The following is a 26,655-nucleotide window of genomic DNA, read 5'->3' as shown; positions in this document are numbered from 1 at the left end:
CTACACCTCGGTGCCCAACAGCACCACCTCCGCGGTCTACATCCCGCCGACGTACACCTTCACCCGCCCCACCAACGGCGGCAAGGTCGGCTCCCCGCAGGCAGCCTCCGGCAACAACACCAGCACCCCCGGCGACCCCACCACCCCGACCAGCCAGGCGCCCACCGCGGGCAGCACCGACCCGGGCACGGAGTCCCCGGCGGACCCGGCCACTCCCGCGCCCCCGGGTAGGCCCGACCCGGTCACGACCCTCACCAAGACGGTTGAGAAGACCGTCAAGGATCCTGTCGGGACGGTCACGCAAACCCTCACGAAGGTCCAGGGCACCACCAAGTGCGTCCTGGAGGACCTGAGTGCCCTCCAGTTGGACGGCCTGACCACGTGCGTCGGCGGGCTGCTGAACCCCTGATCTTGATTCGCCCTGGTCCCGATCGAACAACGTTGCGACAGGTCGTCGCGACCACCCTGAACAAGGAGCAACCACATGGGTCGTATGCCGAACGATGTCATGGAGCACGAACTGAGCCTCTTCTGGCAGGACATCTTCACCTGGGCCAGCTGGGCCATCGTCCTGGTGATGCTGGCCATCGCCGTACGGCTGTGGATGCGCCAAGGGACACCCTTCTACTTCATCGCCTGCCTTGCGGCGGGCGTGGCCGCCTTCGCTGAACCGTTGTACGACGTGGCCTTCGACCTGTGGTTCTACGACGCCCAGAACGGTCAGCCCGGCGCGATGTACTCCCACTTCACTGCGTTCGGGGTGGTCCAGCCGAACTGGTCGCACAGTGGCTACATCATCCTCTACGCGAGCGCCTGCCTGTACGCCGGAGGACACATCTACCGGGGCACTCTCGGCCGTAAGAACCTCTTCCTCGTCTGGCTCGCCGAGATCGCTGCGTCGTGCGTCTTCGAGGTGATCGGCACGAGCACCGACGTCTACACCTACTACGGCCCCTATGAGCTGCGGATCGTGAACTACCCGCTGATCATCGGCGTGCTGGAGGGAACCCAGGTGGTCATCTTCACCGTGGTCGCCGTACAGCTCTGGCGACGGGTCGAGACGGCCTGGGGGCTGCTCGGCCTGTTCGTGCTGTTCCCGGTGACCTTCTTCGGCGCCAACTTCGGGCTCGGGTCTCCGGTGATCATCGCGTTGCATCTCGACGAGTCCGAGTTCTCGAGCGGCATCGTCTGGGCTGCGACGTTCCTGAGCATGGCGATGTGTGTCGTCGCCGTGAACGGCGCCGCCAAGTTCCTGCCGGATGCGCGTAGACCTGAAACCGAAAGAGTCGATGCGTCGGACCAGGCAGTGCCTGCGTAGGTACCGCCCTCAGGCGCCGATGGTGACCACCGGCGGCTCGATGACGCCGGCCTCCTGGAGGGCATCCAGCAGGAAGCGGTGCCCGAAGGCCTGGGAGCCGGAGCCGAACCCGGCATGTGTCGCGCCGCCGGTGAGCAGGGCACGGGTCGCCGCCGCGTGGAGCACTGCGGTCTGCGCGTAGGGACACGTGCCGGCCAGCACCACGTGGGTGCGGCGACCGGAGCCCATGGACCAGACCGAGTCGATCGACGCGTCGACCGTCTGGTCCATGGCCAGCGGGCTGCGACCCTCGGCGACCGCATGCTCGGCCGAGGGGTGGCTCATCAGGCTGACAAGTGACGAGCGCTCGGCAGCGCCGCCGTACGCGCGAAGCTCGGTGACGCGGTCGTCCTGGCCGAACCACAGACAGTGGGGAGAGTCGTCGAGGCGGATCGCCAGGCCGGGTTCGGTGTGTTCGGGGAGGCGCACGTGAAGGGTGCGGTCCATCGGCCACGACAGGACGTCGGCCAGGTCGAAGCCGTTCTCCTTCACCACGCGCTGGAGCTGGAGCGCGGAGGAGGGTGCCGAGGCGCCCTGCCAGAGCAGCATCACGTCGAGCAGCTCGGCCCCCGGCGTCTCGAGTGAGAGCTGGGCGGCGATCTCGCTCGTCGCGAACGGCTGGGCCAGGCCGGGAACCAGGGCCAGGCCGGCGTCGACGAACTGCTGGTGCCAGGTCTCACGCGCCTTGACCAGCCAGTCCATCTCGTCGGAGGCGTCGAGGTAGTGGCACCCGGCGCGCAGGGCGGCCTCCACCACGGTGTGGCCGGTGTCGGCGAACGGCCCGAACAGGTTCATCACCACCGTGGCACCGGTGAACTGTGCGGTCAGGTCGTCGGCGTCGTCGCGTTGCGGCTCGAGGAGCGTGAACGGGACGCCCAGGACGTCGAGCTGGTCGGCGATCGCCCGGCTCAACTGTCCTGCCTGGCCGTAGATCACGGCGGGTGAGGCTGTCACAAATACTCCAACAGAGGGGGAAGGAAGCTCGTCCTGCCAAGTCTGGCAGTCCTCCAACAGATTGGGAGGTGACTTGACAAACGTCAAGCAATTCGAGGCAAATGTCCTTGACAATCGTCAAGATTGGGTAGGGACACTTCCGAACGGCACCGATACGATGAGCCCGTGACGGAGACGGTGGGAAAGAAGCGGGGCACGCCCCGCACGCGTGACGAGAAGTACGACGAGCGGCGTACCCAGCTCGCGGAGTCCGCGCTGACCACCCTCGGCGAGCTCGGCTATGCCCGCACTTCGCTGCGCGAGATCGCCCAGCACTCGGAGTTCTCCCACGGAGTGGTGCACTACTACTTCAACAGCAAGGCCGACCTGATCATCCACTGCGTCCGCTACTACAAGACGAAGTGCTCGAAGCGGTACGACGACGTCGTCGCCACCGCCACCACCGGTGACGAGCTGGTCGCCGGCTTCATCGACAAGCTGGTCGAGACGCTGCGTGACGAGGCGCCCATGCACCGCCTCTGGTACGACCTGCGCGGTCAGAGCATGTTCGAGGAGGAGTTCCGCGAGCAGGTCAAGGTGATCGACGGGCTGCTCGAGGACATGATCTGGCGCATCGTCACCCGTTACTCCGAGCTGACCGGCGCCGAGCCGGCGTTCACCCCCGCCACGACGTACGCCATGGTCGACGGCGTGTTCGTCAGGGCGCTGCTGGCCCACGTGCACGGCGAGGAAGACGCACTCGAGACCCTGCGCGCGCAGACCCTGTCGATCCTCCCGGCGCTGTTCCGCTCCTGAGCCCGTGAGCTGGCCGCGGCCTACTGGGCCGCGCTCTCCAGGGCGTTGAGCCGCTCGACCGACGCCTTCGCGAGCGGCTGGATGCGGGACAGCACGTCCGGTCGCTCCCCGAACGCGGCGATGGTGATGATCTCGTTGCCCGCCCACACGACCGTGTACGTCGCCACCTGCGGATAGCGCTTGCCGTCGTAGGTGTAGAAGCCCTTGCCGGTCAGGCTGGACTGTCCGTCGGCGGAGACGTCGAGCGAGTCGTCGTACGTCAGGTCGACCTGCACCCGGCCGTGCTTGTCACGCGTGCGGACCTTCGTGCAGGCCTTCATGTGCTGGTCGATCTTGCCCCAGGTCAGGAGGGCGGCGTCGTTGTCCGACTCGTCGGTGGTGTCCGACTGGTCGAAGGACGCGACCGACGCGAAGATGCTGGTGTACTGCTGGGTCTTCGAGGAGCCGTTGAAGACGATCTCGCGGTAGTTGTCCGGGGTCCCGAAGTCGTCGATGTCGTCGATCCTGGCAAGACAGCCGAACGAGTCGTTCTCTGGCGACTTCTGGGTGCGCTCCTTGAACTCCGGGCCCACGTCGGAGGCGTTGACGAGGACCTCGGCGAGCTGGTCGTCGTCCAGCGGCTCGTCGGGGTTGTACGGCGGGATCGCCGGGTCGCCCATCGCCGCGCCGAGGTCCTTCGGCGGGTCCGTCTGGTCGCCGCAGGCGGTGAGGGTCAGCATCGTGGCGGCCAGCAGCGCCACCAGTCCCCGAGTAGTCATGGCGGCAGGCTACCCGCCGGACGGCTTCTTCAACCCCGGCTCAGGCGTCCGCGCCGCCGAGCAGGTCGGCATACTCCTTGCCGATCGGGTAGTCCTCGAGGACCCCGGCATCTGCCGGTTGGTCCTCGCCGTCGAGGGCGGCCGTCAGCCTGTCGACCACGACCTGTACGACGTCGCGTCGGGCCCGGTCGATGTCGCTGGCCATGTCGACGAACATCACCAGCGAGACCGCGGTGTCGACGCGCACGGCCGTGAACGACAACGAGATCGGGAGCTCGACCCCCGAGACCGTGGCGTGGCCCTCGGCCAGCACGTTGATCTGCTGGTTGACGCCGTCCGCCCAGGCCACCCGGTCGGAGTCGACGTCGAACTGCCAGCGGGTGTCGTCCTCGGTGGTGTCGACCTTGTCGCAGTCGTCGACCTGGGAGCCGAGCTCGCTCAGCAGCGCGCGGGCCTGCTCGGCGTTCTCGGCGTTGGAGATCACGTGGAAGACCGCGGGCATGCCCGGGTCGGCGCTGGCCTCGATCTCGACCTCGATGTCGTCGCCGTCGTCGTCCTTGTCGGTGGCGTCGTCCTTGAAGTCGAGGAGGCAACCCCAGTCGGGACCGTCGGAGTCATCGTCGTGGTCGTCGTCGTCAGGAGAGATCTTGAAGTCCGGCCCGAGGTCGTCCGAGGTGAGCAGGGCCTTCGACAGGTCCTTGTCGGTGACGCCTGCGTCATCGCCAGCACACCCACTGAGCAATGCAGGGCCCAGGGCGAGGATGCCGACGACGGCGAGCGAACCGATACGGCGGCGGGTGTCTGACACGTGTGTAAGGGTAGCCCGCGTGAGCCTCCGCATTCATCGCGCCGAACGGACGGACCTGCTGGCGTCCGGCCTGGCCGACCTCCTGTCGGAGCCGCTCCCGGACCCCTTCGCGCAGGAAATCGTCGTGGTGCCGGCCCGTGGCGTCGAGCGCTGGCTCACGCAGCGGTTGTCGCACCGCCTGGGCGTCGGCGCCCGCGGCGGTGACGGGGTCTGTGCGGGTGTGCGTTTCCTGAGCCCCCATTCGCTGGTCTCCATGCTGCTCGGCCGCGACCGGGACGACCCGTGGGACCCGGATCGCCTGGTCTGGACCGTGCTCGAGGTGATCGACGCCAGCCTCGACGAGACGTGGTGCGTCACCCTCGCCACGCACCTCGGCCACGGGGTCGGTGGTGCCGAGGGTGAGCTGCGCCAGAGTCGTCGCTATTCGGTGGCCCGGCGGATCGCCGGCCTCTTCGCGTCGTACGCCGTGCAGCGGCCGCAGCTGCTGACCGACTGGCGCGACGGCGACGACACCGACGGCTGCGGTGGTCCGCTCGACGGCGACCTGGCCTGGCAGGCGGAGCTGTGGCGGTGCGTCGTGGCGGCCAGGGACATCGCGCCACCCGACGTGCGCCATGTGGAGACCCTTGCCGCCCTTCGCGCCGGCGGAGACGGACTCGACCTGCCCGCCCGGCTCTCGTTGTTCGGCCACACCCGCCTGCCGCGGACCGAGGCTGAGCTGCTCGGTGCCCTCGGTGAGCTGCGCGACGTCCACCTCTGGCTGCCGCAGGCATCGACCTCGCTGTGGGACGACCTGGTCGAGGTGTCGGCGGCCGGGCCCGTGGCGCGCACCGCCGACCGCTCGGCCGAGCTCGTGCAGGACCCCCTGCTCGCCTCGCTCGGCCGTGATTCCCGCGAGCTCCAGCGCACGCTCGCGCTCGTGCCGGCCGACGACGAGCCGCCTGTCGGCACCCTGCCGGCGAGCGGCTCGATCCTGGGTCGGCTCCAGGCCGGCCTGCGCGGCAACGCGTTGCCGGATCCCGTGCCGGGCCTGGTCGACTCCACCGTGCAGGTGCACGCGTGTCACGGCCCGTCGCGGCAGGTCGACGTGCTCCGCGAGGTGCTGGTCGGGCTGCTCGCCGACGACCCGACGCTCGAGCCCCGCGACATCCTCGTGATGTGTCCCGACATCGAGACCTACGCCCCGCTGATCCAGGCCGGCTTCGGCCTGGGCGAGGTTGCCGGCGGCAAGGGCCACCCGGCGCACCGGCTGCGGGTCCGCCTGGCCGACCGCTCCCTGGCCAGCACCAACCCGCTGCTCGCGGTCGCCGCCCGGCTCGTCGAGATCGCCGGCGGCCGGGTCGCGGCGACCGAGGTGCTCGACCTGCTCGCCAGCCCGCCGGTGCGGCACCGCTTCGCGGTCGATGACGACGATCTCGACCAGGTGGCGCGCTGGGTCGAGGCCTCCGGCATCCGCTGGGGCATGGACGCCGCCTCGCGGGCCGACTACGCCCTCGAACGCTTCGGCCAGAACACCTGGCGGGCCGGCCTCGACCGGGTGCTCCTCGGCGTCGCGATGGCCGAGGGCGAGCACACCTGGCTCGGCGCGGCCCTGCCGGTCGACGACGTCTCCTCGGGCGACATCGACCTGGTCGGCAGGTTCGCCGAGTACGTCGACCGTCTCGAGGCCGTCTTCGCCGCGATGGCGGCGGCCAGCACCGTCGACGACTGGGTGACTGCCCTCGGTGACGGTGTGCTCGCCCTCACCGACGTGGAGCGCGACGATGCCTGGCAGGTGGCGCAGTTCGAGCGCGAGCTGGCGATGATCCGTGACGCGGTCGGCGACGGCGACACGACCCAGCTACGACTGGCCGACGTGCGCAACCTGCTCAACCACCGGCTCTCCGGGCGACCCACCCGCGCCAACTTCCGCACCGGCACGTTGACCGTCTGCACGATGGTGCCGATGCGCTCCGTGCCGCACCGGGTGGTCTGCCTGGTCGGCCTCGACGACGGAGTCTTCCCACGAACCGGCCACGTGGACGGCGACGACGTGCTGGCCCGCAACCCACAGACCGGCGAGCGCGACGCCCGCAGCGAGGACAGGCAGCTGCTCCTCGACGCCGTGCTGGCCGCGACCGAACGACTCGTGGTCACCTACACCGGAGCCAACGAGCAGACCGGCGCCGTCCGACCTCCGGCGGTGCCCCTGGGCGAGCTGATCGACGCGGTCTCGCGGATCGCGCCCGACGCCGACCTCTGCGTGCACCACCCGCTGCAACCCTTCGACCGGCGCAACCTGGTGCTGCCCGGGCTCACCGACCCGGAGCGCACCTTCACCTTCGACACCGCCGCCGAGGCCGGGGCCCGGGCAGCGCTGGCCCCCCGCTCCGCGCCCGGGCCGCTCGTGACGGAGCCGTTGGCCGCCCGGCCGACCGACAACGTGTCGCTGGCGGACCTCCAGCAGTTCTTCACCCACCCCGCGCGCTCCTTCCTGCGGCGACGGCTCGACGTTGCCTCGCCGCTCGAGGCCGAGGAGACCCGCGACGCGATCCCGATCGAGCTCGACGGCCTGGAGAAGTGGGGCGTCGGTGACCGCCTGCTGAGCGACGTGCTCGACGGGCTCGACCCGGTCTCGAGCATGACCGCCGAGCAGCTGCGCGGCCTCCTCCCTCCCGCGCAGCTCGGGCAGCGGACCCTCCGTGCGGTCGTGACCGACGTGCAGGCGCTCGTGCAGAAGACCGACCAGCTCCGGCAGGGCAGCCCGCGCAGCCTCGACGTCGACGTGGACCTCGGCGACGGACGCCGGCTCACCGGCACCGTGCCCGGCGTGCGCGGCAACCGGATCGTCAGCGTCACCTACTCCTCCCTGCGCGCCCGGCAACGGCTCATGTCGTGGATCAACCTGCTCGCCCTCAGCGCGTCGCACCCCGACGAGCACTGGGTCGCCTCGGCGGTCGGCAAGGGCAAGGCAGGTCCGGCCCACGCACTGGCCGGGCCGCTGGACCACCGCACGGTCGAGTGGCTGCGCGAGCTGGTCGACATCCACGACCGCGGGCTGCGCGAGCCGATCCCGTTGCCCCTGCGCACCGGGCTGGCCTACGCCGAGGCCAGCGTGCGCTCACGCATGGGCGACCCGAAGGACCCGGTCGAGATCGCCGACCGCGAGTGGCAGACCGACCGTGGCCGCGCGTTCGTCGTACCCGGCGAGCACGACGACCCCGCCCACGTGAGGTTGTACGGCGAGCAGGCGGCGATCTCGGTGTTGACCGGGGCGCCACGGGCCGACGAGGACTTCAACGACGAGCCGCACCGGTTGGGCCAGTTCGCGTGGCGAGTCTGGTCGCCGTTGCTGACCGGGGCCGAGAAGGTGGGCCCGCTGTGAGCGACCTGTTCCACGAGGACCTCGAGGCCTTCGACATCACCGACCCGCTGCCCACCGGCACCACCCTCCTGGAGGCCAGCGCCGGCACCGGCAAGACGTGGACGATCGGCGCCCTGGTCACCCGTTTCGTCGCCGAGGGGGAGGCCCGTCTCGACGAGATGCTGGTGGTCACGTTCGGACGAGCCGCCAGCCAGGAGCTGCGCGAGCGGGTGCGTGGGCAGCTGGTCGAGGCCGAGCGCGCCCTGTCGACGCCCGACGCCCCGCGGGAGGCCAACGACCTGGTCGACCTGCTGCTCACCGGCAGCGCCGAGGAGGTCGCCGTACGCCGACACCGGGTGCGCGAGGCGCTCGGATCGTTCGACGCGGCCACCATCGCGACCACCCACCAGTTCTGCCAGCTGGTGCTGCGCAGCCTGGGGGTGGCCGGCGACACCGACTCCAGTGCCCGGTTGGTCGAGGACCTCGACGACCTGCTGATCGAGGTGGTCGACGACCTCTACCTGCGTGGCTTCGCAGACGCCGAGGACGGCCCCCTCTTCAGCCGGTCGGAGGCCCTCGAGCTGGCCCGCGCCGCGGTGAACGACCCGCAGGCCCGGCTCGAGCCCGCCGAGGCGGAGCGCACCACCGGCGCCGGCCGTCGGGTCGGTTTCGCGACCGCGGTGCGCGCCGAGATGGACCGCCGCAAGCGCCGGCTCGGGGTGCTCAGCTATGACGACCTGCTCTCCCAGCTGGCCCACGCGCTGACCGCGGACGACGCCCCGGCCCGCGCCCGCATGCGCCAGCGCTGGAAGGTCGTGCTGGTCGACGAGTTCCAGGACACCGACCCGGTGCAGTGGCAGGTGCTCGACCGGGCGTTCACCGGCCACGCCCGCATGGTGCTGATCGGCGACCCGAAGCAGGCGATCTACGCCTTCCGTGGGGGCGACGTGGTCACCTACCTGGCCGCCGCGGCGACCGCCACGACCCGCAAGACGCTGGCCACCAACTGGCGCTCCGACCAGCCGCTGCTCTCGTCGTTGCAGGCCGTCCTCGAAGGTGCCGAGCTCGGCGACCCGCGCATCGTCGTACGACCTGTGGGGGCAGCGTCCTCACATCAGGACCCACGCCTGGTCGGTGCCCCCGACGACACCCCCTTCCGGGTGCGGGTGGTGCGCCGCGAGCAGTTCCGGGCCAAGGGAAACCGGGGCGTGGCGGTCGGCCGGATCCGTCCGCTGATCGCCCAGGACTGCGCCCACGACATCAAGAACCTGCTCACCTCCGGCGCGACGTATGACGGCCGCCCGATCGAGCCCGGTGACGTGGCCGTGCTGGCCCACACCGGCAAGTCGCTGCAGATGGTGCGCGAGGCATTGCACGAGATCGGTGTGCCCGCGGTGGTCGCCGGGGGCGGCAGCGTCTTCGGCACCCCGGCCGCGGTCGAGTGGCTGACCCTGCTCGAGGCGCTCGAGCAGCCGCACCGTTCGAGCCGGGTGCGCAGCGCTGCCCTCACGTCGTTCCTCGGTCGCTCGGCAGTCGAGCTCGACACGGTCCCCGACATCACCGACGACGTGGCCGCGACGATGCGCGAGTGGGCCGAGCTGTTCAGCCTGCGTGGGGTCGCCGCGGTCATGGAGGCGGCGGTGATCCGCGGACTCTATGCGCGCGTGCTCGCCCGGGTCGACGGCGAGCGCCACCTGACCGACCTGCGCCACGTCGCGCAGGCGATGCACCAGGCGGCGCTGGTCGACCGGCTCGGCCTGGTCGCCCTACTCACCTGGTTGCGCGCGCAGATGGCCGACGACAAGGTGCAGGTCGCTTCCGAGCGCACTCGTCGCCTCGACAGTGACGCCGCGGCGGTGCAGCTGGTCACCATCCACGGCAGCAAGGGGCTCGAATACCCCGTCGTGCACCTGCCGTTCGTGGCCGACAGGTACTCCTTCGATCCCTCCATCCCCTTGTTCCATGCGGACTCTGACGAACATCGCTCGATCGACGTCGGCAAGGACGGACCTGGTCGCGGGGCCAACGTGTCGCGCGCCCGCGCCGAGGACCTCGGCGAGTCACTGCGACTGCTCTACGTCGCGATGACCCGCGCCAAGTCACAGGTCGTCACGTGGTGGGCGCCGTCCAACAACGCGAAGACCTCGGCGCTGCACCGCATGCTGATCGGCCGTGGTCCCGGCACCAGCGTGGTGCCGGCCGACGTGGCCCTGTCCGACGACGACGCCACCCAGGCCTTCTTCGACGCCTGGCAGCACCGGGGTGGGCCGAGCTGGGCACCCGCGGTGCCGGCCCAGCTGGCCGCCGCCGAGCTGGCCCGGCCGTCCGACGAGCTCTCGGCACGCTCGTTCGGCCGCACCGTCGACACCCACTGGCGGCGGACGTCGTACTCCGCGCTGAGCAGTGTCGAGACCGCCGAGCCCACCCTGCCCGGTGTCGGGAGCGAGCCCGAGGAGACGCCCCGAACCGACGAGCCCGACGCCATCGAGCCGGTGTCCGTGCGGCACGGCGACGGGCCGGAAGTCCCTTCACCCATGGGCGACCTGCCGGTCGGCGCGACCTTCGGCTCCCTGGTGCACGCCGTGCTCGAGACCGCCGACCCGTCGGCCGAGGACCTCGTCGACGAGCTGCGTGAGCGGGTGGTCGAGCAGCTCGTCCGGTGGCCGGTCGACCTCGACGCGGCTGCGCTGGCCGAGGCCCTGAAGACGGTGTGCGAGAGCCCGCTCGGCCCCTTGGCCGGGGCGGTCACGTTGCGCGACATCCCGATGACCGACCGGCTCTGCGAGCTCGAGTTCGAGCTCCCGCTCTCCGGCGGCGACGAGGGCGACCTGCCGGGTGCGCCGGTCACCCTCGGCGACATCGCGCCGCTGCTCCGGCGACACCTGCCCGCCGACGATCCACTGCTGCCGTACGCCGACGCGCTGGCCGACCCCAACCTCGGCGGCCAGGACCTCCGCGGCTACCTCACCGGGTCGGTCGACGTAGTGCTCCGAGTCGGTCCGACCTTCCTGATCGTCGACTACAAGACCAACTGGCTCGGCGGCTTCGACGAACCGCTGACCTCCGCCGACTACCGGCGCGAGGCGCTCGAGGCGGCGATGGGCCACTCCGACTACCCGTTGCAGGCACTGCTCTATGCCGTGGTCCTGCACCGCTACCTGCGGTGGCGCCTGGGCGACTACGACCCGGCGACCCATCTCGGGGGCGTGCTCTACCTCTACCTGCGCGGCATGTGCGGCGCCGACACCCCGTCGTACGACGGCCATCCCACGGGCGTCTTCTCGTGGCGCCCGCCGATCGACCTGGTCACCGACCTGAGCGACCTGCTGGACGGAGCCCGCGCATGACGACCTCAGACCTGGTCGACGGCTACGACCGGCACCTGGCCCGGCGTTCCGACGGCCTGTTGCGGGCGTTCAACGACGCCGGTGTGCTGACCGCTGCCGACGTGCACGTGGCCAACCGGCTGGGTGCGCTCGGCGGTGAGCCCGACGAGACCGTGCTGCTCGCGGTCGCCCTGGTCACCCGCGCCGTGCGCCACGGGTCGGTCTGCCTGGCGCCGGCCGACGCCGCAGAGATCGACCCCGAGCTCGACTGGCCCGACGTCACCGCGTGGGTCGCGGCGATCGAGGCGAGTCCGCTGGTGGCGGCCGGCGTGCTGCACTGGGAGTTCGGGCTCCTCCACCTCGACCGCTACTGGCGCCAGGAGGTGCAGGTCTGCGACGACCTCGTGGCCCGGCGCGCGCTGCCCGCCCCCGTCGTGGACGAACCCGCCCTCACGGCCGCGCTGGCCCGGGTCTTCCCCGACAGCGGGTACGCCGAGCAGGCCGCCGCCGTCGACCGGGCTGCCCGGCAGTGGACCACCGTCCTGACCGGCGGACCCGGCACCGGCAAGACCACGACCGTGGCCGGACTCCTCGCCGTGCTGATCGAGCAGGCCGAGTCCACCGGCCAGCAGGTGCGCATCGCGATGGCGGCCCCGACCGGCAAGGCCGCGGCCCGGCTCCAGGAGTCCGTGCAGGCGGAGACCGCCAAGCTTCCCGCAGAGGACCGGGCCCGGCTGGTCGGCCTCACGTCGTCCACGCTGCACCGCCTGCTGGGCTCGCGCCACGACAACGGCACCCGCTTCCGGCACCACCGCGCCAACCGGCTGCCCCACGACATCGTCGTCGTCGACGAGACGTCGATGGTGTCGCTGACGATGATGGCCCGGCTGCTCGAGGCCGTGCGTCCGGAGGCCCGACTGGTCTTGGTCGGCGACCGTGACCAGCTCGCGTCCGTCGACGCCGGTGCCGTGCTCAACGACCTGGTGCTCGGGCTGCCCGACGACGGCACCGTGATCGCGCTGCGCGACAACCACCGCTCCACCGAGCAGATCATCAGGCTGGCCGAGGCGCTGCGCGACGGGCGCGACGACGACGCGGTTGCCGCACTGCAGGCGGGCTCCAGCTCCGGCTCGGGCTCCGGCTCCGGCGAGGTCGAGTTCGTCACCGCCGAGGACCCGGCCAGTGCCCTGCGTGCCACGATCACCGACGCCGCGCTCGCCGTACGTCGTCATGCGGAGGCGGGTGACGCGGAGGCCGCCCTGACCGCGCTCGACCAGCACCGGTTGCTCTGCGCCCACCGTGAGGGACCGTACGGCGTACGCCACTGGAACCGGCAGGTCGAGGCCTGGCTCTCCGAGGTGACCGGCGACCCGCTCTACGACACCTGGTACGTCGGGCGCCCGGTGCTGGTGACCGCCAACGACTACGGCCTCGGCGTGCACAACGGCGACACGGGGGTCGTGATCCGTCGTGCGTCCGACGGCGCGTCGAGGGTCGTGCTGCGGGGCGCCGAGGGGCTGCTGGACTTCGCGCCGAGCCGCCTCGACGCGGTCGAGACCATGCATGCGATGACGATCCACAAGGCGCAGGGCAGCCAGGCCACCGTGGTCACCGTGCTGCTGCCCGACGAGGAGTCCCGGCTGCTGACCCGCGAGCTGTTCTACACCGCCGTGACCCGTGCGAAGGAGAAAGTCGTCGTGGTCGGCAGCGAGGCCGCCGTCCGTCTGGGAGTGGCCAGGCGGGCGGTGCGGCCGAGCGGTCTGCAGCAGAGGCTGCGCGCGGCAGACCCTGGTGTGGACCTATAGTCGCCCTGAATCGGAATCGGCCCTGCGGCCACGACAGTGAGGAATCCATCATGCGGACCCCCAACAAGGCCGTGGCGCTCGTGGCACTCGCGGCGCTGGCTCCCTTCGGACTGGCCGGCTGCGGCGACGACTCAGACGGCGACTCCGAGGGCGGCAGCAAGAGCTTCGCCGACCAGTCGGCGGAGGAGATCAAGGACGCGACCATCAAGGACATGCAGGACGTCTCCTCGCTGACCATGACCGGCAACTTCACCAACGACGGCCAGGAGACCGCGCTCGACCTCAGCACCGACGTCGACGGTCGCTGCACCGGCACGATGACCATCAACGGTGGCCAGGCACAGATCATCTCCACCGGCACCGACTCCTTCCTGAAGGCTGACGAGGCCTTCTGGACGGCCAGCGCGGGCGACACGGCCCCGCAGATCATCGCCGTGCTGGGCGACAAGTGGGCCAAGCTCCCTGCGGACAACGACTTCGCGGAGGTCTGCGACCTCGACCAGATGCTCGACGAGTTCAACGACACCGACGACGACAAGAAGGCGACGGTCGGTGACGTGACCGAGATCGACGGGCAGGACGCCGTGGAGATCAAGTCGGAGGACGAGAACGGCGAGTCGAGCACTGCGTGGGTCGCTGTCGACGGCAAGCACCGCATCCTCAAGCTCAGCTCCAGCGAGGGCGACGAGCCCGGTGAGTTCACGTTCACCAACTACGACGAAGAGGTCGACGCCCAGGCGCCCGCCGACGATCAGATCGTGCCGCTCGGCTGATCCTGCAGATTTCGGTGCGGTGACGCCTGCGTTCTCGTAGGATCCCTTGGTCCGGGCCCGTTCGGGTGGCCCATGTTCCGGGGATCACGACATGAAGCGCACCATCAAGGCCGTGGCCCTAGCCGCCCTCCTGCCTCTCGCCCTCTCGGGTTGCGGCGACGACTCGTCCAGCAACGACGACACCGGCAAATCCTTCGCCGAGAAGCCTGCCTCGGAGATCAGGGACGCCGCGCTCAAGGACATCGAGGACATCACGTCTATGACCGTTGTCGTGAGGACTGAGTTCGGAGAACACGCGCTCGAGAGCGAGATCAGCACCGACACTGAGGGCCGTTGCGTCGGAACGATACAGATGGGCGGAGGAGAGACCCGGTTCGTCATCACGGGTGGCGACTACTACTACACGGCCGACGAGGCCTTCTACAAGGCGAACACGGAGGCCGACGACGAGCTTGCGGCGGCGTACGACGGCAAGTGGTTCAAGACACCCAGCGCGGGCCAGGCACAGTATGCCGAGCAGTGTGCCCCCGCTGAGATCACCGAGAACTTCAGCGCGGACGACGAGTTCAGCGTCGGTGACGTCCGTGAGATCGACGGGCAGGATGCCATTGAACTGATTTCCGCTGATCAGTCCGTGACCGCATGGATCGCTGTCGAGGGCAGGCACCATCTCCTCAGGCTCGTCCTCAAACCCGACGTGGGCGACGGCGGCTTCGGGTACACCGACCAAGGAAGCGGAGCTCAGTCCACAGCCCCCTTCGAGGGCGACGAACGCGAGGGGGTTGTGGTGACCTTCACCGACTACGGCAAGAAGGTCGTCGCCGAGGTGCCGTCCGGGGACATCCTCACGGATGGAGACACAGGTGCCTGAGGGTTGTGCAGCACGCACGATTCCGCCCGATTCCTTCGTGCGGACGCACAGGGCGCGAGACGGTTACCAGTAGGTAGGATTGCCGCATGAAGCGCACCATCTACGACGCCGACCATGACTCCTTCCGCGCCTCCGTGCGCGAGTTCCTCGAGCGTTCCGTCATCCCGAACGTCGAGGAGCACGCCGCCAACAAGGCGCTGCCGCGCGAGTTCTGGCTCGAGGCCGGCAAGCAGGGATTCCTCGGCCTCTCCATCCCCGAGGAGTACGGCGGCGCCGGCGCCGACGACTACCGCTTCAACGCGGTGCTGTTCGAGGAGCTCAACAAGGTCAACGCGGCCCTGGGCTCCTGCCTGGGCATCCACGCCGACATCACTGCGCCGTACCTCGTCGAGCTGGGCACCGAGGAGCAGAAGCAGAAGTGGCTCCCGGGTGTGGCCGCCGGTGAGGTCCTGCTGGCCATCGGCATGACCGAGCCGTCCGGCGGCTCCGACCTCGCCGGGCTGAAGTCCACCGCAGTCCGAGACGGCGACCAGTGGGTGATCAACGGCTCCAAGACCTTCATCACCAACGGCTACTCGGCCGACCTGGTGATCACCGCCGTACGCACCTCGCCGGAGAAGGGTGCCCGCGGCATCACGCTGTTCGCGATCCCCGCCGACGCCGACGGCTTCAGTCGCGGCCGCAAGCTCGACAAGGTCGGCCAGGACGAGTCCGACACCGCCGAGCTGTTCTTCGAGAACATCCGCCTCGGTGACGACCACATCGTCGGTGAGCTCGACGGCGGCTTCATCCACATGATGCAGAAGCTGCCGCAGGAGCGGCTCGGCTGCGCCATCTCGAACGTCGCGCACGCAAAGCAGATCCTCGAGGAGACCCTGCAGTACACCAAGGACCGCAAGGCGTTCGGCCAGGGCATCGGTTCGTTCCAGCACAACAAGTTCCTGCTGGCCGAGCTGTTCACCCAGATCGAGGTGGCCGAGTCCTACATCGACCAGTGCGTCGTGGCGCACGACAAGGGCGAGCTCTCGCCGATCGACGCCGCCAAGGCGAAGTGGTGGTCCTCGCAGGTGCAGAACGACGTGCTCGACCACTGCGTCCAGCTGCACGGCGGCTACGGGTTCATGAACGAGTACCGCGTGGCCCGCGCCTGGCGCGACGCCCGCGTCTCCAAGATCTGGGCCGGCTCCAACGAGATCATGAAGGAGCTCATCGGCCGCGATCTGGGGCTGTAGTTCTCGATACTCCCTGACGTTTCGGCCCCTGAATAGCGATAGTCCCTGACGTTCCGGTCCCGCGAGGGGCCGAAACGTCAGGGACTATCGCGTCCTGAGGACCCAAACGTCAGGGACTATCGCGTCCTGAGGACCCAAACGTCAGGGACTATCGTGATTTGGGTGAGGGTGTTCGTGGCGGTGGTGCCGCCGGCGGAGGTGCTCGAGGACCTCGAGGAGTTCCTCGAGCCGCGGCGTGAGGCGGCCGACTTCCGGTGGACCGTGCCCGACCAGTGGCACCTCACCCTGGCCTTCAGTCCGGCCCTGGCCGAGCGGCACCTCGACGACCTGGTCGAACGGCTTGGTCGCGCCGCGCACCGGCGTACGCCGTTCGACCTCCGGATCGCCGGCGGCGGAGCCTTCCCGGGCCCTGACCGGGCGCGCGTGCTGTGGGCAGGCGTGGAAGGCGATGAGGCCGCCCGCATCGAGCTGGACCGACTGGCGACAGGGGCCCGTGCCGCAGCGGCGAAGGCCGGAGCCGAGGTCGACGGCGGGCGGTTCCGGGCACACGTCACGCTGGCCCGCCTGGGCCGACCGGCGGAGGTCTCCAACTGGGTCCGCCTGCTCGATGCGTACGCCGGCCCGACCTGGACCGCGCACGAGATCACCCTCTTCGAGTCCCATCTCGGGGAGGGACCGAGACGCCGACCGCGCCATGAAGCGGTGGAGGTGTTCCCTCTCGGGAGGAAAGCCAGCGCGTGAAACGGCAATGTTGCCGAAACACCGGGCCGATACAGTCGAGTCATGCCGTTCCTGCTCCGTGTCGAACTGCCTGACGTCCCCGGCTCACTGGGACGGTTGGCGACCACGATCGGTGAGGCCGGCGGTGACATCGAGGCGATCGAGATCGTCGAGCACCGCCACGACGGCACCGCGGTCGACGACGTGCTGCTCGAGATGGCGCCGGGGAGCATGCCCGACTCGATCGTTTCGGCGTGCAACCAGCTCGACGGCGTGCAGGTCGTGTGGATCTCGCGCTACGCCGCGGGCGGCAACCTGGTGCTCGACCTCGAGGCCGTCGAAGAGCTGACCTCGCACCCGACACAGGCGCTGAACCGCCTCGTCGACCTGCTGCCGCTGACGTTCCGGGCCGACTGGGGTGCGCGGGTGCGTCGTACGCCGGACGGGGTGGTCCGCGTGCACGGCACCCCGGCGGCACCCGACACCGTCGAGTGGCACGACGTCGACCGGGCCACGATCGTGCCCTCGGGCGACGAGAACAACCTGCTCGCGGCGGCGCCGCTGATGTCGGACGAGCTGATCCTGATCGGACGCCGCGGCGGACCCGACATCCTCGAGTCGGAGCTCGCCCGCCTCAGCCACCTCGTCGGGCTGGCCGTGAGCATCTCCCGCTCGTAGGCCGCACGACAGGATCAGACGCGTTCGAGCAGGAACAGCGGGATCTCGCGGTCGGTCTTCTGCTGGTAGTCGGCGTACGGCGGGAACGCGTCGACCGCGCGTGTCCACCACTCGGCACGCTCGTCGTCGGACGCCAGGCGGGCGACGTACTCGTGCGGCTCGGGGCCGTCCTGCAGGTCGACGTGGGGGTCGGCGACGAAGTTGTTGAACCACTCGGGGTGCTCGGGGGCGCCGCCCTTGGAGGCGACGGCCGCGTAGACGCCGTCCTTCTCGACCCGCATCACCGGGTTCTTCCGCAGTTTGCCGGACTTGTGGCCGCGTGAAGTGATCACCACGATCGGGCGGCCGTCGGGAAGCGTGTTCGCCTCCTGGCCGCCGGAGGCCTCGTAGGCGGAGACCTGGTTGCGGACCCATTCGGCAGCGCTGGGCTCGTACTCACCTTGAAGTGTCATGCCTCCACAACAGCACGGGCGGAACGCGCATTCCACGGGGCCGATAGCCTGCGCCCATGAGCGCGATCGACGGAGTCTCCGAAATCTTCGATGCCGAGGCGTGGGACGTGGTGCCCGGCTTCGACGACCTGACCGACCTGACCTATCACCGCGCGAAGGCGCATGGCACCGTGCGGATCGCCTTCGACCGTCCCGACGTGCTCAACGCGTTCCGGCCGCACACGGTCGACGAGCTGCTGCGGGTCCTCGAGCACGCGCGCACGTCGGCCGACGTCGGCTGCGTGTTGCTGACCGGCAACGGGCCGAGTGGGAAGAACGGCAAGTGGGCCTTCTGCACCGGTGGTGACCAGAGGATCCGCGGCCGCGCCGGCTACGAGTACGAGACCGACGGCCACGTCGACGCCGGTGCCCCGCCGAACCCGATCGACAAGGCCAAGCTGGGTCGCCTGCACATCCTCGAGTGCCAGCGGCTGATCCGCTTCATGCCCAAGGTCGTGATCTGCCTGGTCAACGGCTGGGCGGCCGGCGGCGGCCACTCCCTGCACGTGGTCTGCGACCTCACCCTCGCCTCCCGCGAGCACGCCCGCTTCAAGCAGACCGACGCCGATGTCGGCTCGTTCGACGGCGGCTTCGGGTCGGCGTACCTCGCCCGGCAGGTCGGGCAGAAGTTCGCCCGCGAGATCTTCTTCCTCGGTGACGAGTACGACGCCGAGGAGATGCACGCACTGGGTGCGGTGAACCGGGTTGTCGACCATGTCGACCTCGAGAAGGAAGCCCTCGAGTGGGGCCGCAAGATCAACCGCAAGAGCCCGACCGCCCAGCGGATGTTGAAGTACTCCTTCAACATGATCGACGACGGCCTGGTCGGCCAGCAGCTCTTCGCCGGCGAGACCACTCGCCTGGCCTACATGACCGACGAGGCCGTCGAGGGTCGCGACCAGTTCCTCGAGAAGCGCGACCCCGACTGGTCCGAGTTCCCCTGGTACTACTGATCGCCGCCGGTGGTTGAGCCTGTCGAAACCCGCAGGTCAGAGGCCTGACGGTCCTCGTCTTCCAGCAGGTAGATGGTGGCGAGGAGGGTCCGAATCTCGCGCTCATCGGACATCTGCTGAATTTGACGAACGATCTGAGCTAGGTCGGGTGGGGCCGAGCCTGGCGGTGAAGTACCCCACACGGGGACTCTGCTTCTCGATGAGTGGGAGAGGGCACGACTCCAGTGTCAGGCGTTGCTTGGATGTGACACGGATGAGTCGAATCCTCGAAGGGACGTTGAAGTGGACCTGCTCGAACGCGCAGCGCATGTCGTCTTGATCTCCGACTTGGTCGCCAGGTTGGCCCAGGCGGCCGACTCCGGAACGCTCGAGGAGTACGGCGCGCTGCTTGCAGAAGACTTCACCTGGGAGATGCCTGCGTCGCCGGACATCGACCTTCCCGCCCAAGTCCGAACCGGCCGCGAGAGTGCCCTCATCGGCGCGCAGGAAAGACGCGATGCCGGGATCCAGGGCCCCGGAACAGGGACGTTCCACGTCATCACCACCGTGTCCGTCGACCCGGGACCCGACGAGGCAACGTCCATGGCGTACTGGCACTACTACACGCACGGCCGGGAGATGCCCGTACTGCAATCGATGGGCGTCTACCGCGACCGGTTCGTGCGGATCGACGGGACTTGGCTCATTGCGTCCCGACAGATCAGTCGACCCTGACCCACTCAGACGCAGCTCTGGGTCACATGTTGCTGCGATCCGTCAACACCCGAAGGGGATGACCATGTCCACCTCGAACACGCCTGGTGCAATCATCGTGACCGGTGGCACCGGCGGCATCGGTGCCGCGATCTGTCGCAAGCTCGCAGCCCCCGGCGCCAGAATCGCACTGACCTATCGCAGCCGCACCGATGCGGCAGACGCATTGGCGGAGGAGCTCCGATCCCTCGGTGCGACCGCGCGCGCCGACGCCATCGATCTGCAGGATCCCGAGGCGACGGCGGCCTATGTCAAGGACGTCGGTGAAGGTTGGGACGGTGTGCGCACCGTCGTGCATTCCGCTGGCCCCCACATTCCGATGATCCATCTCTCCAAGGTCAGCCCGGGCCAATTCGGTCAGGCGCTCAACGCCGAGGTCGCGGCCTTCTTCAATCTGATCTCGGCGTCGCTGCCGGCGCTGCGTTCCTCCTCAGGGACCGTCGTTGCCGTGACGACCGCTGCCACCTCGCGCTATCCCGTCCGGGACGGCATGTCTGCCGGTCCCAAGGCTGCCGTCGAATCGCTGGTGCGTGGCTTTGCCGCCGAGGAGGGTCGGTTCGGGGTCCGGTTCAACAGCGTCGGTCCCGGCATGCTCACCGACGGCATGGCAGAGCGCCTGATCTCGAGCGGGGAACTCGAGCCGAGTGCCTTGGAGATCACGCGTGGCAACATCCCCCTCCGACGTTTCGGTGTTGCTGACGACATCGCCGAGGCCGCTGCCTTCCTGGTCTCGGATCGCGCGAACTTCATCACCGGGCAGAAGTTGGACGTCGACGGCGGGTACGGCGTCTGACGCGCTCACCCTCGGTGATCGAGAGCGGGAGACTGGGAGAGCGGTGAGCAAGGCGAAGGTCTTGGTGGTCGGCGGCACCGGGCTGATCGGCTCGTGGGCGGCGGTGGAACTCTGGGACCGCGGCCACCAGGTGACCCTTGGTGCGCGGGCTTGCCGCCGAGGAGGGACGCTTCGGGGTCCGAGCGGGGCTCCGGCACTGAGGGCACACGGCCTTCGTGCCGAGACCGTGCTGAGCTGACCGTTCGCCCACGCGCACGACGCCACCGCATGTCGCGTGCTTGACGCCTTGACGGGTCAGGGGCGCGCACCTATTGTCTGAACATGTTCAGTGAACGTGTTCAGTCAAGGATGGTCGCACCGTGGTGACCCGCGACGAGCTGCGACAGGCCACCCACGACAAGGTGATGGCGTCCGCGGAGCGGCTGTTCCGCGAGCGCGGCTACCGGGCGACGACGGTCCGGGACATCGCGACGGACGCCGGGGTCAGTGTCGGCAGCGTGATGACTGTGGGCGACAAGGCCCAGCTGCTCGTCGCGATGTTCGACAGGTCGATCGAGCAGATCCACGTCGGGCGCAGGCGTGACGGCGTACCCGAGAGCCCGTCAGGGCCCGGCGGCAACCCGGCGGATCGCATTCTCGAGGTCGTCACGCCCTTCCTCGAGATCTTCGCCGAGGACGCCCAGCTGTCGCGCGAGTACAGCGCCATCCTCACGAGTGGTGATCACGACTCGGCTCTCTTCCACGGCCTGGCTGACGACCTCGTTCGCGAGTTCTCCGTCGTCCTGCAGGAGTCCGGGATGGGCTCCAAGGACGTTCCGGTCGCGGCGAAGGCGATCTACTTCGCCTACCTCGGCGCGATCCGCGCCTCCGCCGCCAGGGGAGGCGTCGCCGCGGAACAGTCGCTCGAGGACATGCACGCCGTCTTCGCCTACATCGCAACCCCGAGAGGAAAGTGATGCCCGTGCTTCCGGAGCCCTGGTGGCCCACGGCGCTCCTCGCCGCTGCCCTGTTCGGTGACGCGATCCTGTCGATTCGCCCGCCGAAGTTCATCCGCGACTGCCTGGACGGCGTGAACTCCCACGCGAGTGGTGGTGGGTGCTGATCTGCGTGAAGCTCCTCGCAGTCGCTGGTCTGCTCATCGGCATCAAGGTCGAGGGCGTCGGTCTCGCCGCGAATGTCGGCGTGATCGCCTATTTCCTGGCGGCGACCTACGCGCACGTCAGGGCAAGGTTCCTCAAGCAGGAGTTCTGGCTCAACTGCCTGGGGATGCTGCTCTTTGCCGTTGCGGTCCTGCTGTACTCATTCGTCCTCTGAGCCTTGTAGACAGGGGTTTGTGCGTCGCGGGTGCGCGGTACGGTGAAGACGAAAATACCCACCCCGTGTTTTGGAGATTTCTCGGATGTCATTCCACGACCAGCTTCATCGCTATCTCGAGCAGGCAGAGCAGGAGATGCAGGAGAACGAGCGGAAGCTCGGTGAGTTCCGCAAGATCGAGCCGCAGCTCGCCGAACTGGTCGGTGAGGGGTTCGGGGCCGAGGGCAAGGTCCGGGTGACCTGGACCCAACGCGGCATCCAGGACCTCGAGTTCGATCCGCGTGCCCTTCGGCTGACGTCCGGCATCCTCTCGCGCGAGGTCAAGGCCGCGATCGCGGAGGCCGTGGAGCACCTGCGCGACCAGACCATGGAGATCGTCAACAATCTGGGCGTCAAGACGCCGGAGATGCCCGACCCCGAAGAGGCGCAGAGGCAGCTCGGTCGGTTCCGCGAGGAGATGATGGGCGCGTTCCGCCTCAGCGGCGAGGAGCTCGACCGGGTGGCCCGGCTGCGGCAGCAGTACAACCCGTCGAAGCGGGGCGACCGTCCCGGCAGCGCCGGCTGAGGTACGGCGATGTCCTACCCGCCACCGCCGCCTCAGTGGCAGGGCGGATTGTCCTCGACGACCACGACCGGCGCCCCGTACGGCGAACCCGTCTCCGGCCTGCGTGCCTGGTCGGCGGGGCTGCTCGACTGGATTGCCCTGGCCGGGTTCTTCGTGTTCTGGCTCGGCCTCGGGATCCTTCTCGCTGAGTCCGACGACGATCGCTCCACGCTGTTCATCGGACTCGGCATCGGCATCGGGATCCTGGGTGCCGTGGTCTGCCTCTTCGTCGAGGCTCGGCTGGCGGTCAGGCACGGCTCCACGGCAGGGCATTTCCTGCTGGGAGTTCGACGCGACCCGGCTGTCTCCATCGGCTACATCGTCGCCCTCGAGTCATTCCTCGAGTTCTGGTACGACACCGTCCTCGGCACGCTGAGTCGGCTGTTGGACCGCGTGTTCCCGAGCCGCCGAGACGGAGCGGCGGCAGGCACCGGCCTCGTCCGCGACCCACGGTCCCAATCGGCCGGCGGTCGCTGTGCGCGCGTCGTACTCGCCCTCTTGATCATCGTGTCGCCGGTGCCGCTCGTGCTCGCGATCCTGGCCTGAGCCCCGACCCACGCAGGAGCCCCGACCACGCAGGAGCCCCGGTCCACCGAAAGCTCGGTGGACCGGGGCTTCAACTGTCGCAGTCAGCCGCTGTAGGGACCGCTGTCCGGCTTGTCCTCGCCGAACAGGATGTCGCCGCCCTTGTTGCCGGCGTCCTCGGCGTGCTCGCCCAGGTGATCGTCGACCCCCTCCTGGATGGGGTCGTTGTTCTTCCCCAGGTAGTCCTCCGGGTTCGCAATCCGGTTGCCGAGGTCGACCGGCCACGGGCTGAGTGCTTCGATGCCGCTCCCGGCCAGGTTCTTCACGCCCTGCTCGATGGTCATCTCGACCGTGGCCCGGGCCAGGTCGGTCCACGCATCCTCGTCGCCGTGGCTCTCCTGCTGTCCGGCATTGATGAGGGCCCCGCCGACAATGCCGGCAGCCGCCGCAGACAGGACTCCGAGGAGAACGTAGGAGCCGATCTTGAGGCTGCGGTTGCAGGCGATCGCCGTGGCCAGGCCTTCGGCGTAGATGACCTCGGACGGGCCGAGGTTTCCGACGATGCTGGCGACGGCCGCGTAGAAGAGGCTCGCGTTGGCGAACTGGATGACGCCCACGATGCTGCAGCCGAGGGGCCAGGCGCCGAGGGGGACCACGCCGGCGACCAGGGACCATCCCACGATGGTGGCGAACAGCTCGGCGTCCCCGATCTGCTGGGCCAGCTCACCGAGCTCCTTGTTGAACGCCTCGCGGTCGTCACCCGACCACTGGTCCGAGGTGAGGCTGGAGGTGAGCTGCTCCAGGCGCGATCGGGCCTGCGAGAGCTTGTCCGCGGCATCGAACCACTTGTCGGCTGCCTCGCCGACCGCGAAGGGCGCGCCCAGCCCGTCACTCATGATCCAGGCAGTGCCGTTGTTGAACTTGAGGCCCGGGTTCTTGTTGAGCCCGCCGAGCGTTCCGCGCCGCTTCACGATGCCGTGACGGCCGAGGGTTCCACCATCGCCGATCGCCGGGAACGACTTGGCGGCCTGGGTGAGGGCAAGGTCCGCGACGATGGACAGGGGTGGCGGGAGCACGTTGATCGGGAAACAGCCTGCATAGATGCAGAACCCTTGGTTGACGCGGACGGCTGCCTCTACTCCTGCGTCGACGCCTTCGCCGATGCTCACATTCGCTCCTCAGTCGTTGGGGTGGTGGTGCGCGGGGTCAACGGATGACTCGTACGGTCGAGGCTTCCTCGGCCTCTTCCCACTGGTCTGCGGTTCGGTTCAGGCGGCGCTGGATCGAGGCGACCTGGGCGGCCTGCTCGTAGGCGTCGTTGCCGGCGTACTCGATGGCGCCGAGGAAGGCGTAGGCCAGCGGCTGGCCCGAAGGGCTGAACGCATCGGCCTGGGTGTCTGAGTCGGAAATTGACTGCTGTGCTGCAGCCAGGAGGGTGATGACATCGTCGAGCTCGGTGGCCAGTCGCCGCAGGGACGGCGGGTCGACACGGACTTCTCCGCTCATGGGGACTCCTCGATCGGGGTTGTGTGCTCCGGCCCGTACCCGTCCTCGGGACACTGAAACATCGTCCAGCGACCGAATCGCTCCGCTCCGGGTACGGCGTACGCATGATTCTGCGGGAGTCGGGAAGGGTGGGGCCGTGACTCACCGACACCAGGGGACTTCCATGCGCACGATGACGCTCACGACCACACTGGCAGCGATCGCCCTGGTGGCGCTGGCCGGCTGCTCGGACGACGGCGGCGGCAACGGCGGCGGCGGCGGCGACACCAAGGACGTGATCGCCGGCAAGGACGTGGCGGCCAAGGCGGAGACGGCGCTCGAGAGCGAGGTCGACAACCTCGCCGAGGGCGGCTTCGAGTGCCCCGACGTCGACCGTGAGAAGGGCGCCACCGCCACCTGCACGCGCACGAGCGAGGCCAGTGGCTACTACCTCGTTGTCGACGGGCAGGTCGAGGTCAGCGAGGTCTCGGGTGACGACTTCGGCCTCGACGTGCAGATGGAGGACGCCGCCAAGGAGTTCGGCCAGACCGCGGAGTCGATCGAGGCGGACCTGTCGACCCAGGCCGAGAGCAAGTTCGGCGAGGCGCCGCAGTCCCTCGAGTGCCCCGACCTGCCCGGTGAGGAAGGCGCCACGATCACCTGCTCCCTCACGGTGGCGGGCGAGGACAAGAGCCTGGAGGTGACCGCCACCGAGGTGGACCTGACGAACTACACGATGAGCTACACCTTCGCCGAGAAGTGAGCACCGTCGGGCCGGTGGCCGCGCGACACCCCGTCGTACGCATCCTGAAACGGCGGTGACGCTTCGCCGGTTCCCTCTATGGTGCAGGGGTGAATGTCGTCGTGCTGACCGGTGCCGGAATCTCCGCGGAGAGCGGCGTGCCGACGTTCCGCGACGCCGACGGCCTCTGGGAGGGCCATCGCGTCGAGGACGTCGCGACCCCCGAGGCGTACGACGCCCGACCGGCCATGGTGCAGAAGTTCTACGACGACCGCCGGGCCGCGTTGGCCGGAGTCGAGCCGAACCCGGCGCACCTCGCGCTGGCCCGCCTCGAAGAGGTGATCGGCGACAACCTGCTCCTGGTCACCCAGAACATCGACGACCTGCACGAGCGCGGGGGCTCGCGCCGTGTGCTGCACATGCACGGCGAGCTGCTGTCGGCCCTGTGCCGGGGCTGCGGCAGGCGCTCCCACTGGACCGACGAGCTCAGCGACTTCCCGCCGTGCCCGCGGTGCGGGGTCAGCGAGCTGCGGCCCGACGTGGTCTGGTTCGGCGAGATCCCCTACGAGATGGACCGGATCCAGCGCGAGCTGATGGCCGCCGACCTCTTCGTCTCCATCGGTACGTCGGGGGCGGTCTACCCGGCGGCCGGTTTCGTGCAGATGGCCAAGGCATGTGGCGCGCGCACCCTCGAGCTGAACCTGGTGCCCAGTGAGGGCACGTCGTTCTTCGACGAGGCGCGGCACGGCAAGGCCGGCGAGCTGGTGCCGGTCTGGGTCGACGAGGTCATGTCGCGCGCAGCCCTGTGACGTTCAGCCCTGTGACGATCAGCGGCTCGAGCCGGTCGAGCTCGTCGGCGAGGCCGAGGAGCGTGGCCTGGGTGCGGAACATCTGGCGGAACAGCACACCGCTCTCGATCATCCGCGGGTCGAGGTGTCCGAACACCTCGAGCGTGACGGTCCCGTAGAGGGCGGCCCACGACTGGGTGAAGACCCACAGCAGCCCGCGCATCTCGTCGGGAATCTCGAGTGGGACGTCGGGCATGATCGGGTCGCGCAGGATCTGCACGAGGTCGTCGTCCAGCTCGTTCAGTGGCGGGAACGGGGTGTCGTACTTCTGCCAGATCTGCACCAGCAGGTCGTTGAACAGGGCTCCCGAGGCGGAGGCCTTGGTCAGCGTGGTCTCGGTCAGGGTCGGGTCCATGCACAGTGAGGCGACGTCCATGTTCGCGAACACGACGGAGAACTCGTTGCGCGCGGTGAGTGCCCAGCGACGGAACGCAACTGCAGCGGCGGTGATGCGGGCCGCGGGGTCGTCGACCGGGTGGGCGTCGCGGGCCGGTTCGAGGAACTCCGCCGACATGGCGCTGTCGATGCCGATCGCGACCACGCGCAGCAGGTCCTGGTAGGACTCAACGTAGCGGTAGAGCGCGGGCGCGGTCATCCCGATCCGTTGGGCCACAGCCCGCAGCGACAGCTCGCCTCCCTCGGCCAGGATCGCGCGCGCGGCGGCCACGATCTCGTCGAGGGTCGCCTGCCGCTGGCGTTCGCGGCGTTCCTTGGCCATGGTCACGAA

The 26,655-nt window shown here is 69.2% G+C and carries 27 protein-coding genes and 1 pseudogene; 21 read left to right on the top strand and 7 right to left on the bottom strand.

Translation table 11 applies throughout. The features are described from left to right. Together ASD66_RS16190 and ASD66_RS16185 are read left to right on the top strand one after the other, a co-directional pair. A pseudogene (locus tag ASD66_RS16190) lies at nt 1-409 on the top strand (hypothetical protein); the annotation flags it as partial. 75 nt (nt 410-484) lie between these two features. After that, nucleotides 485-1,318 (top strand): hypothetical protein, encoded by an 834-nt coding sequence (locus tag ASD66_RS16185; RefSeq protein WP_056683523.1) that lies wholly within the window; start codon nt 485-487, stop codon nt 1,316-1,318. Between the two features lie 9 nt (nt 1,319-1,327). Here the strand turns inward: ASD66_RS16185 and ASD66_RS16180 are convergent, their stop codons facing one another. Further along, on the bottom strand, nt 1,328-2,311 hold the full coding sequence (locus tag ASD66_RS16180) for a DUF5938 domain-containing protein (RefSeq protein ID WP_162254285.1): 984 nt from the start codon (nt 2,309-2,311) through the stop codon (nt 1,328-1,330). 165 nt (nt 2,312-2,476) lie between these two features. Here ASD66_RS16180 and ASD66_RS16175 point away from each other — a divergent pair, with 165 nt between their 5' ends. After that, nucleotides 2,477-3,106 carry a TetR/AcrR family transcriptional regulator gene (locus ASD66_RS16175; RefSeq protein ID WP_056683516.1) on the top strand — a complete coding sequence of 210 codons (630 nt, stop codon included), beginning with the start codon at nt 2,477-2,479 and terminating at the stop codon, nt 3,104-3,106. Between the two features lie 20 nt (nt 3,107-3,126). Here ASD66_RS16175 and ASD66_RS16170 read toward each other — a convergent pair whose 3' ends face one another. Both ASD66_RS16170 and ASD66_RS16165 read right to left on the bottom strand, forming a co-directional pair. Continuing rightward, a complete protein-coding gene (locus ASD66_RS16170; RefSeq protein WP_156388742.1) occupies nt 3,127-3,864 on the bottom strand; it encodes a hypothetical protein in 738 nt (245 codons plus the stop codon). Nucleotides 3,865-3,904: 40 nt separating this feature from the next. Beyond that, nucleotides 3,905-4,672, bottom strand: a complete 768-nt coding sequence (locus tag ASD66_RS16165; RefSeq protein WP_056891602.1) for a hypothetical protein — start codon at nt 4,670-4,672, stop codon at nt 3,905-3,907. 19 nt (nt 4,673-4,691) lie between these two features. Between ASD66_RS16165 and recC the strand changes: the two genes are divergently transcribed. The 8 genes from recC (at nt 4,692) to ASD66_RS16125 (ending at nt 17,420) form a co-directional block, all read left to right on the top strand. Continuing rightward, nucleotides 4,692-8,036 carry an exodeoxyribonuclease V subunit gamma gene (gene recC / locus ASD66_RS16160; protein WP_056891601.1) on the top strand — a complete coding sequence of 1,115 codons (3,345 nt, stop codon included), beginning with the start codon at nt 4,692-4,694 and terminating at the stop codon, nt 8,034-8,036. Then, complete coding sequence (locus tag ASD66_RS16155; RefSeq protein ID WP_056891600.1) at nt 8,033-11,362, top strand: UvrD-helicase domain-containing protein; 3,330 nt, start codon at nt 8,033-8,035, stop codon at nt 11,360-11,362. Before recC ends, ASD66_RS16155 begins: the two co-directional genes overlap by 4 nt. After that, entirely contained in the window at nt 11,359-13,146 is a 1,788-nt protein-coding gene (recD, locus tag ASD66_RS16150; RefSeq protein ID WP_056891599.1) for an exodeoxyribonuclease V subunit alpha, read from the top strand. Before ASD66_RS16155 ends, recD begins: the two co-directional genes overlap by 4 nt. 50 nt (nt 13,147-13,196) lie before the next feature. Next, nucleotides 13,197-13,919 carry a hypothetical protein gene (locus tag ASD66_RS16145; protein WP_056891598.1) on the top strand — a complete coding sequence of 241 codons (723 nt, stop codon included), beginning with the start codon at nt 13,197-13,199 and terminating at the stop codon, nt 13,917-13,919. Nucleotides 13,920-14,010: 91 nt separating this feature from the next. Further along, on the top strand, nt 14,011-14,790 hold the full coding sequence (locus tag ASD66_RS16140; RefSeq protein WP_056891597.1) for a hypothetical protein: 780 nt from the start codon (nt 14,011-14,013) through the stop codon (nt 14,788-14,790). Nucleotides 14,791-14,876: 86 nt separating this feature from the next. Further along, nucleotides 14,877-16,022 (top strand): acyl-CoA dehydrogenase family protein, encoded by a 1,146-nt coding sequence (locus ASD66_RS16135; protein WP_056683497.1) that lies wholly within the window; start codon nt 14,877-14,879, stop codon nt 16,020-16,022. 162 nt (nt 16,023-16,184) lie between these two features. After that, nucleotides 16,185-16,763: an RNA 2',3'-cyclic phosphodiesterase gene (thpR, locus tag ASD66_RS16130; RefSeq protein WP_056891596.1), complete on the top strand. Its 579-nt coding sequence runs from the start codon at nt 16,185-16,187 to the stop codon at nt 16,761-16,763. 42 nt (nt 16,764-16,805) lie between these two features. After that, nucleotides 16,806-17,420: an ACT domain-containing protein gene (locus ASD66_RS16125; RefSeq protein WP_056683490.1), complete on the top strand. Its 615-nt coding sequence runs from the start codon at nt 16,806-16,808 to the stop codon at nt 17,418-17,420. A gap of 14 nt (nt 17,421-17,434) precedes the next feature. Here ASD66_RS16125 and ASD66_RS16120 read toward each other — a convergent pair whose 3' ends face one another. After that, on the bottom strand, nt 17,435-17,872 hold the full coding sequence (locus tag ASD66_RS16120) for a nitroreductase family deazaflavin-dependent oxidoreductase (protein ID WP_056891595.1): 438 nt from the start codon (nt 17,870-17,872) through the stop codon (nt 17,435-17,437). Nucleotides 17,873-17,928: 56 nt separating this feature from the next. On the opposite strand from ASD66_RS16120, the gene ASD66_RS16115 reads away from it, so the two are divergent. The 8 genes from ASD66_RS16115 (at nt 17,929) to ASD66_RS16085 (ending at nt 22,874) form a co-directional block, all read left to right on the top strand. Then, nucleotides 17,929-18,864: a 1,4-dihydroxy-2-naphthoyl-CoA synthase gene (locus tag ASD66_RS16115; protein WP_056891594.1), complete on the top strand. Its 936-nt coding sequence runs from the start codon at nt 17,929-17,931 to the stop codon at nt 18,862-18,864. A gap of 282 nt (nt 18,865-19,146) precedes the next feature. After that, complete coding sequence (locus ASD66_RS16110; RefSeq protein ID WP_056891593.1) at nt 19,147-19,578, top strand: nuclear transport factor 2 family protein; 432 nt, start codon at nt 19,147-19,149, stop codon at nt 19,576-19,578. Nucleotides 19,579-19,642: 64 nt separating this feature from the next. After that, nucleotides 19,643-20,410 (top strand): SDR family NAD(P)-dependent oxidoreductase, encoded by a 768-nt coding sequence (locus ASD66_RS16105; protein WP_156388741.1) that lies wholly within the window; start codon nt 19,643-19,645, stop codon nt 20,408-20,410. 359 nt (nt 20,411-20,769) lie between these two features. Then, nucleotides 20,770-21,366: a TetR/AcrR family transcriptional regulator gene (locus ASD66_RS16100; protein WP_056891591.1), complete on the top strand. Its 597-nt coding sequence runs from the start codon at nt 20,770-20,772 to the stop codon at nt 21,364-21,366. After that, nucleotides 21,366-21,512: a hypothetical protein gene (locus ASD66_RS25345; protein ID WP_235530132.1), complete on the top strand. Its 147-nt coding sequence runs from the start codon at nt 21,366-21,368 to the stop codon at nt 21,510-21,512. Before ASD66_RS16100 ends, ASD66_RS25345 begins: the two co-directional genes overlap by 1 nt. Nucleotides 21,513-21,517: 5 nt before the next feature. Beyond that, nucleotides 21,518-21,724 (top strand): hypothetical protein, encoded by a 207-nt coding sequence (locus ASD66_RS25340; RefSeq protein WP_235530131.1) that lies wholly within the window; start codon nt 21,518-21,520, stop codon nt 21,722-21,724. Nucleotides 21,725-21,809: 85 nt separating this feature from the next. Beyond that, nucleotides 21,810-22,289: a YbaB/EbfC family nucleoid-associated protein gene (locus ASD66_RS16090; RefSeq protein WP_056683467.1), complete on the top strand. Its 480-nt coding sequence runs from the start codon at nt 21,810-21,812 to the stop codon at nt 22,287-22,289. Between the two features lie 9 nt (nt 22,290-22,298). After that, nucleotides 22,299-22,874 (top strand): hypothetical protein, encoded by a 576-nt coding sequence (locus ASD66_RS16085; RefSeq protein WP_156388740.1) that lies wholly within the window; start codon nt 22,299-22,301, stop codon nt 22,872-22,874. 83 nt (nt 22,875-22,957) lie between these two features. Here ASD66_RS16085 and ASD66_RS16080 read toward each other — a convergent pair whose 3' ends face one another. After that, nucleotides 22,958-24,022, bottom strand: a complete 1,065-nt coding sequence (locus ASD66_RS16080) for a hypothetical protein (protein ID WP_056891589.1) — start codon at nt 24,020-24,022, stop codon at nt 22,958-22,960. Nucleotides 24,023-24,059: 37 nt separating this feature from the next. Continuing rightward, nucleotides 24,060-24,359: a type VII secretion target gene (locus ASD66_RS16075; protein WP_056683459.1), complete on the bottom strand. Its 300-nt coding sequence runs from the start codon at nt 24,357-24,359 to the stop codon at nt 24,060-24,062. A gap of 163 nt (nt 24,360-24,522) precedes the next feature. Here ASD66_RS16075 and ASD66_RS16070 point away from each other — a divergent pair, with 163 nt between their 5' ends. After that, nucleotides 24,523-25,101: a DUF4333 domain-containing protein gene (locus tag ASD66_RS16070; RefSeq protein ID WP_056891588.1), complete on the top strand. Its 579-nt coding sequence runs from the start codon at nt 24,523-24,525 to the stop codon at nt 25,099-25,101. A gap of 89 nt (nt 25,102-25,190) precedes the next feature. Beyond that, a complete protein-coding gene (locus ASD66_RS16065; protein ID WP_056683454.1) occupies nt 25,191-25,889 on the top strand; it encodes an NAD-dependent deacylase in 699 nt (232 codons plus the stop codon). On the opposite strand, the gene ASD66_RS16060 is transcribed toward ASD66_RS16065, so the two are convergent. Next, on the bottom strand, nt 25,867-26,646 hold the full coding sequence (locus ASD66_RS16060; protein ID WP_056891587.1) for a TetR/AcrR family transcriptional regulator: 780 nt from the start codon (nt 26,644-26,646) through the stop codon (nt 25,867-25,869). The two genes, ASD66_RS16065 and ASD66_RS16060, sit on opposite strands and share 23 nt — an antisense overlap. Nucleotides 26,647-26,655 lie beyond the last annotated feature (9 nt).

The organism is Nocardioides sp. Root151 (assembly GCF_001427925.1).
Lineage (GTDB): Bacteria > Actinomycetota > Actinomycetes > Propionibacteriales > Nocardioidaceae > Nocardioides.
The sequence above is the reverse complement of the archived record's forward strand: the minus strand, read 5'-3'. Positions and strand labels throughout refer to the sequence as shown.

What these genes read in the sequence shown, in the direction of transcription:
- ASD66_RS16185 (WP_056683523.1), top strand. Translation starts at nt 485, where the DNA reads ATGGGTCGTATGCCGAACGATGTCATGGAGCACGAACTGAGCCTCTTC.
- ASD66_RS16170 (WP_156388742.1), bottom strand. Translation starts at nt 3,864, where the DNA reads ATGACTACTCGGGGACTGGTGGCGCTGCTGGCCGCCACGATGCTGACC.
- recD (WP_056891599.1), top strand. Translation starts at nt 11,359, where the DNA reads ATGACGACCTCAGACCTGGTCGACGGCTACGACCGGCACCTGGCCCGG.
- ASD66_RS16145 (WP_056891598.1), top strand. Translation starts at nt 13,197, where the DNA reads ATGCGGACCCCCAACAAGGCCGTGGCGCTCGTGGCACTCGCGGCGCTG.
- ASD66_RS16140 (WP_056891597.1), top strand. Translation starts at nt 14,011, where the DNA reads ATGAAGCGCACCATCAAGGCCGTGGCCCTAGCCGCCCTCCTGCCTCTC.
- ASD66_RS16135 (WP_056683497.1), top strand. Translation starts at nt 14,877, where the DNA reads ATGAAGCGCACCATCTACGACGCCGACCATGACTCCTTCCGCGCCTCC.
- ASD66_RS16125 (WP_056683490.1), top strand. Translation starts at nt 16,806, where the DNA reads ATGCCGTTCCTGCTCCGTGTCGAACTGCCTGACGTCCCCGGCTCACTG.
- ASD66_RS16120 (WP_056891595.1), bottom strand. Translation starts at nt 17,872, where the DNA reads ATGACACTTCAAGGTGAGTACGAGCCCAGCGCTGCCGAATGGGTCCGC.
- ASD66_RS16115 (WP_056891594.1), top strand. Translation starts at nt 17,929, where the DNA reads ATGAGCGCGATCGACGGAGTCTCCGAAATCTTCGATGCCGAGGCGTGG.
- ASD66_RS16105 (WP_156388741.1), top strand. Translation starts at nt 19,643, where the DNA reads ATGTCCACCTCGAACACGCCTGGTGCAATCATCGTGACCGGTGGCACC.
- ASD66_RS25345 (WP_235530132.1), top strand. Translation starts at nt 21,366, where the DNA reads ATGCCCGTGCTTCCGGAGCCCTGGTGGCCCACGGCGCTCCTCGCCGCT.
- ASD66_RS16090 (WP_056683467.1), top strand. Translation starts at nt 21,810, where the DNA reads ATGTCATTCCACGACCAGCTTCATCGCTATCTCGAGCAGGCAGAGCAG.
- ASD66_RS16085 (WP_156388740.1), top strand. Translation starts at nt 22,299, where the DNA reads ATGTCCTACCCGCCACCGCCGCCTCAGTGGCAGGGCGGATTGTCCTCG.
- ASD66_RS16075 (WP_056683459.1), bottom strand. Translation starts at nt 24,359, where the DNA reads ATGAGCGGAGAAGTCCGTGTCGACCCGCCGTCCCTGCGGCGACTGGCC.
- ASD66_RS16070 (WP_056891588.1), top strand. Translation starts at nt 24,523, where the DNA reads ATGCGCACGATGACGCTCACGACCACACTGGCAGCGATCGCCCTGGTG.
- ASD66_RS16060 (WP_056891587.1), bottom strand. Translation starts at nt 26,646, where the DNA reads ATGGCCAAGGAACGCCGCGAACGCCAGCGGCAGGCGACCCTCGACGAG.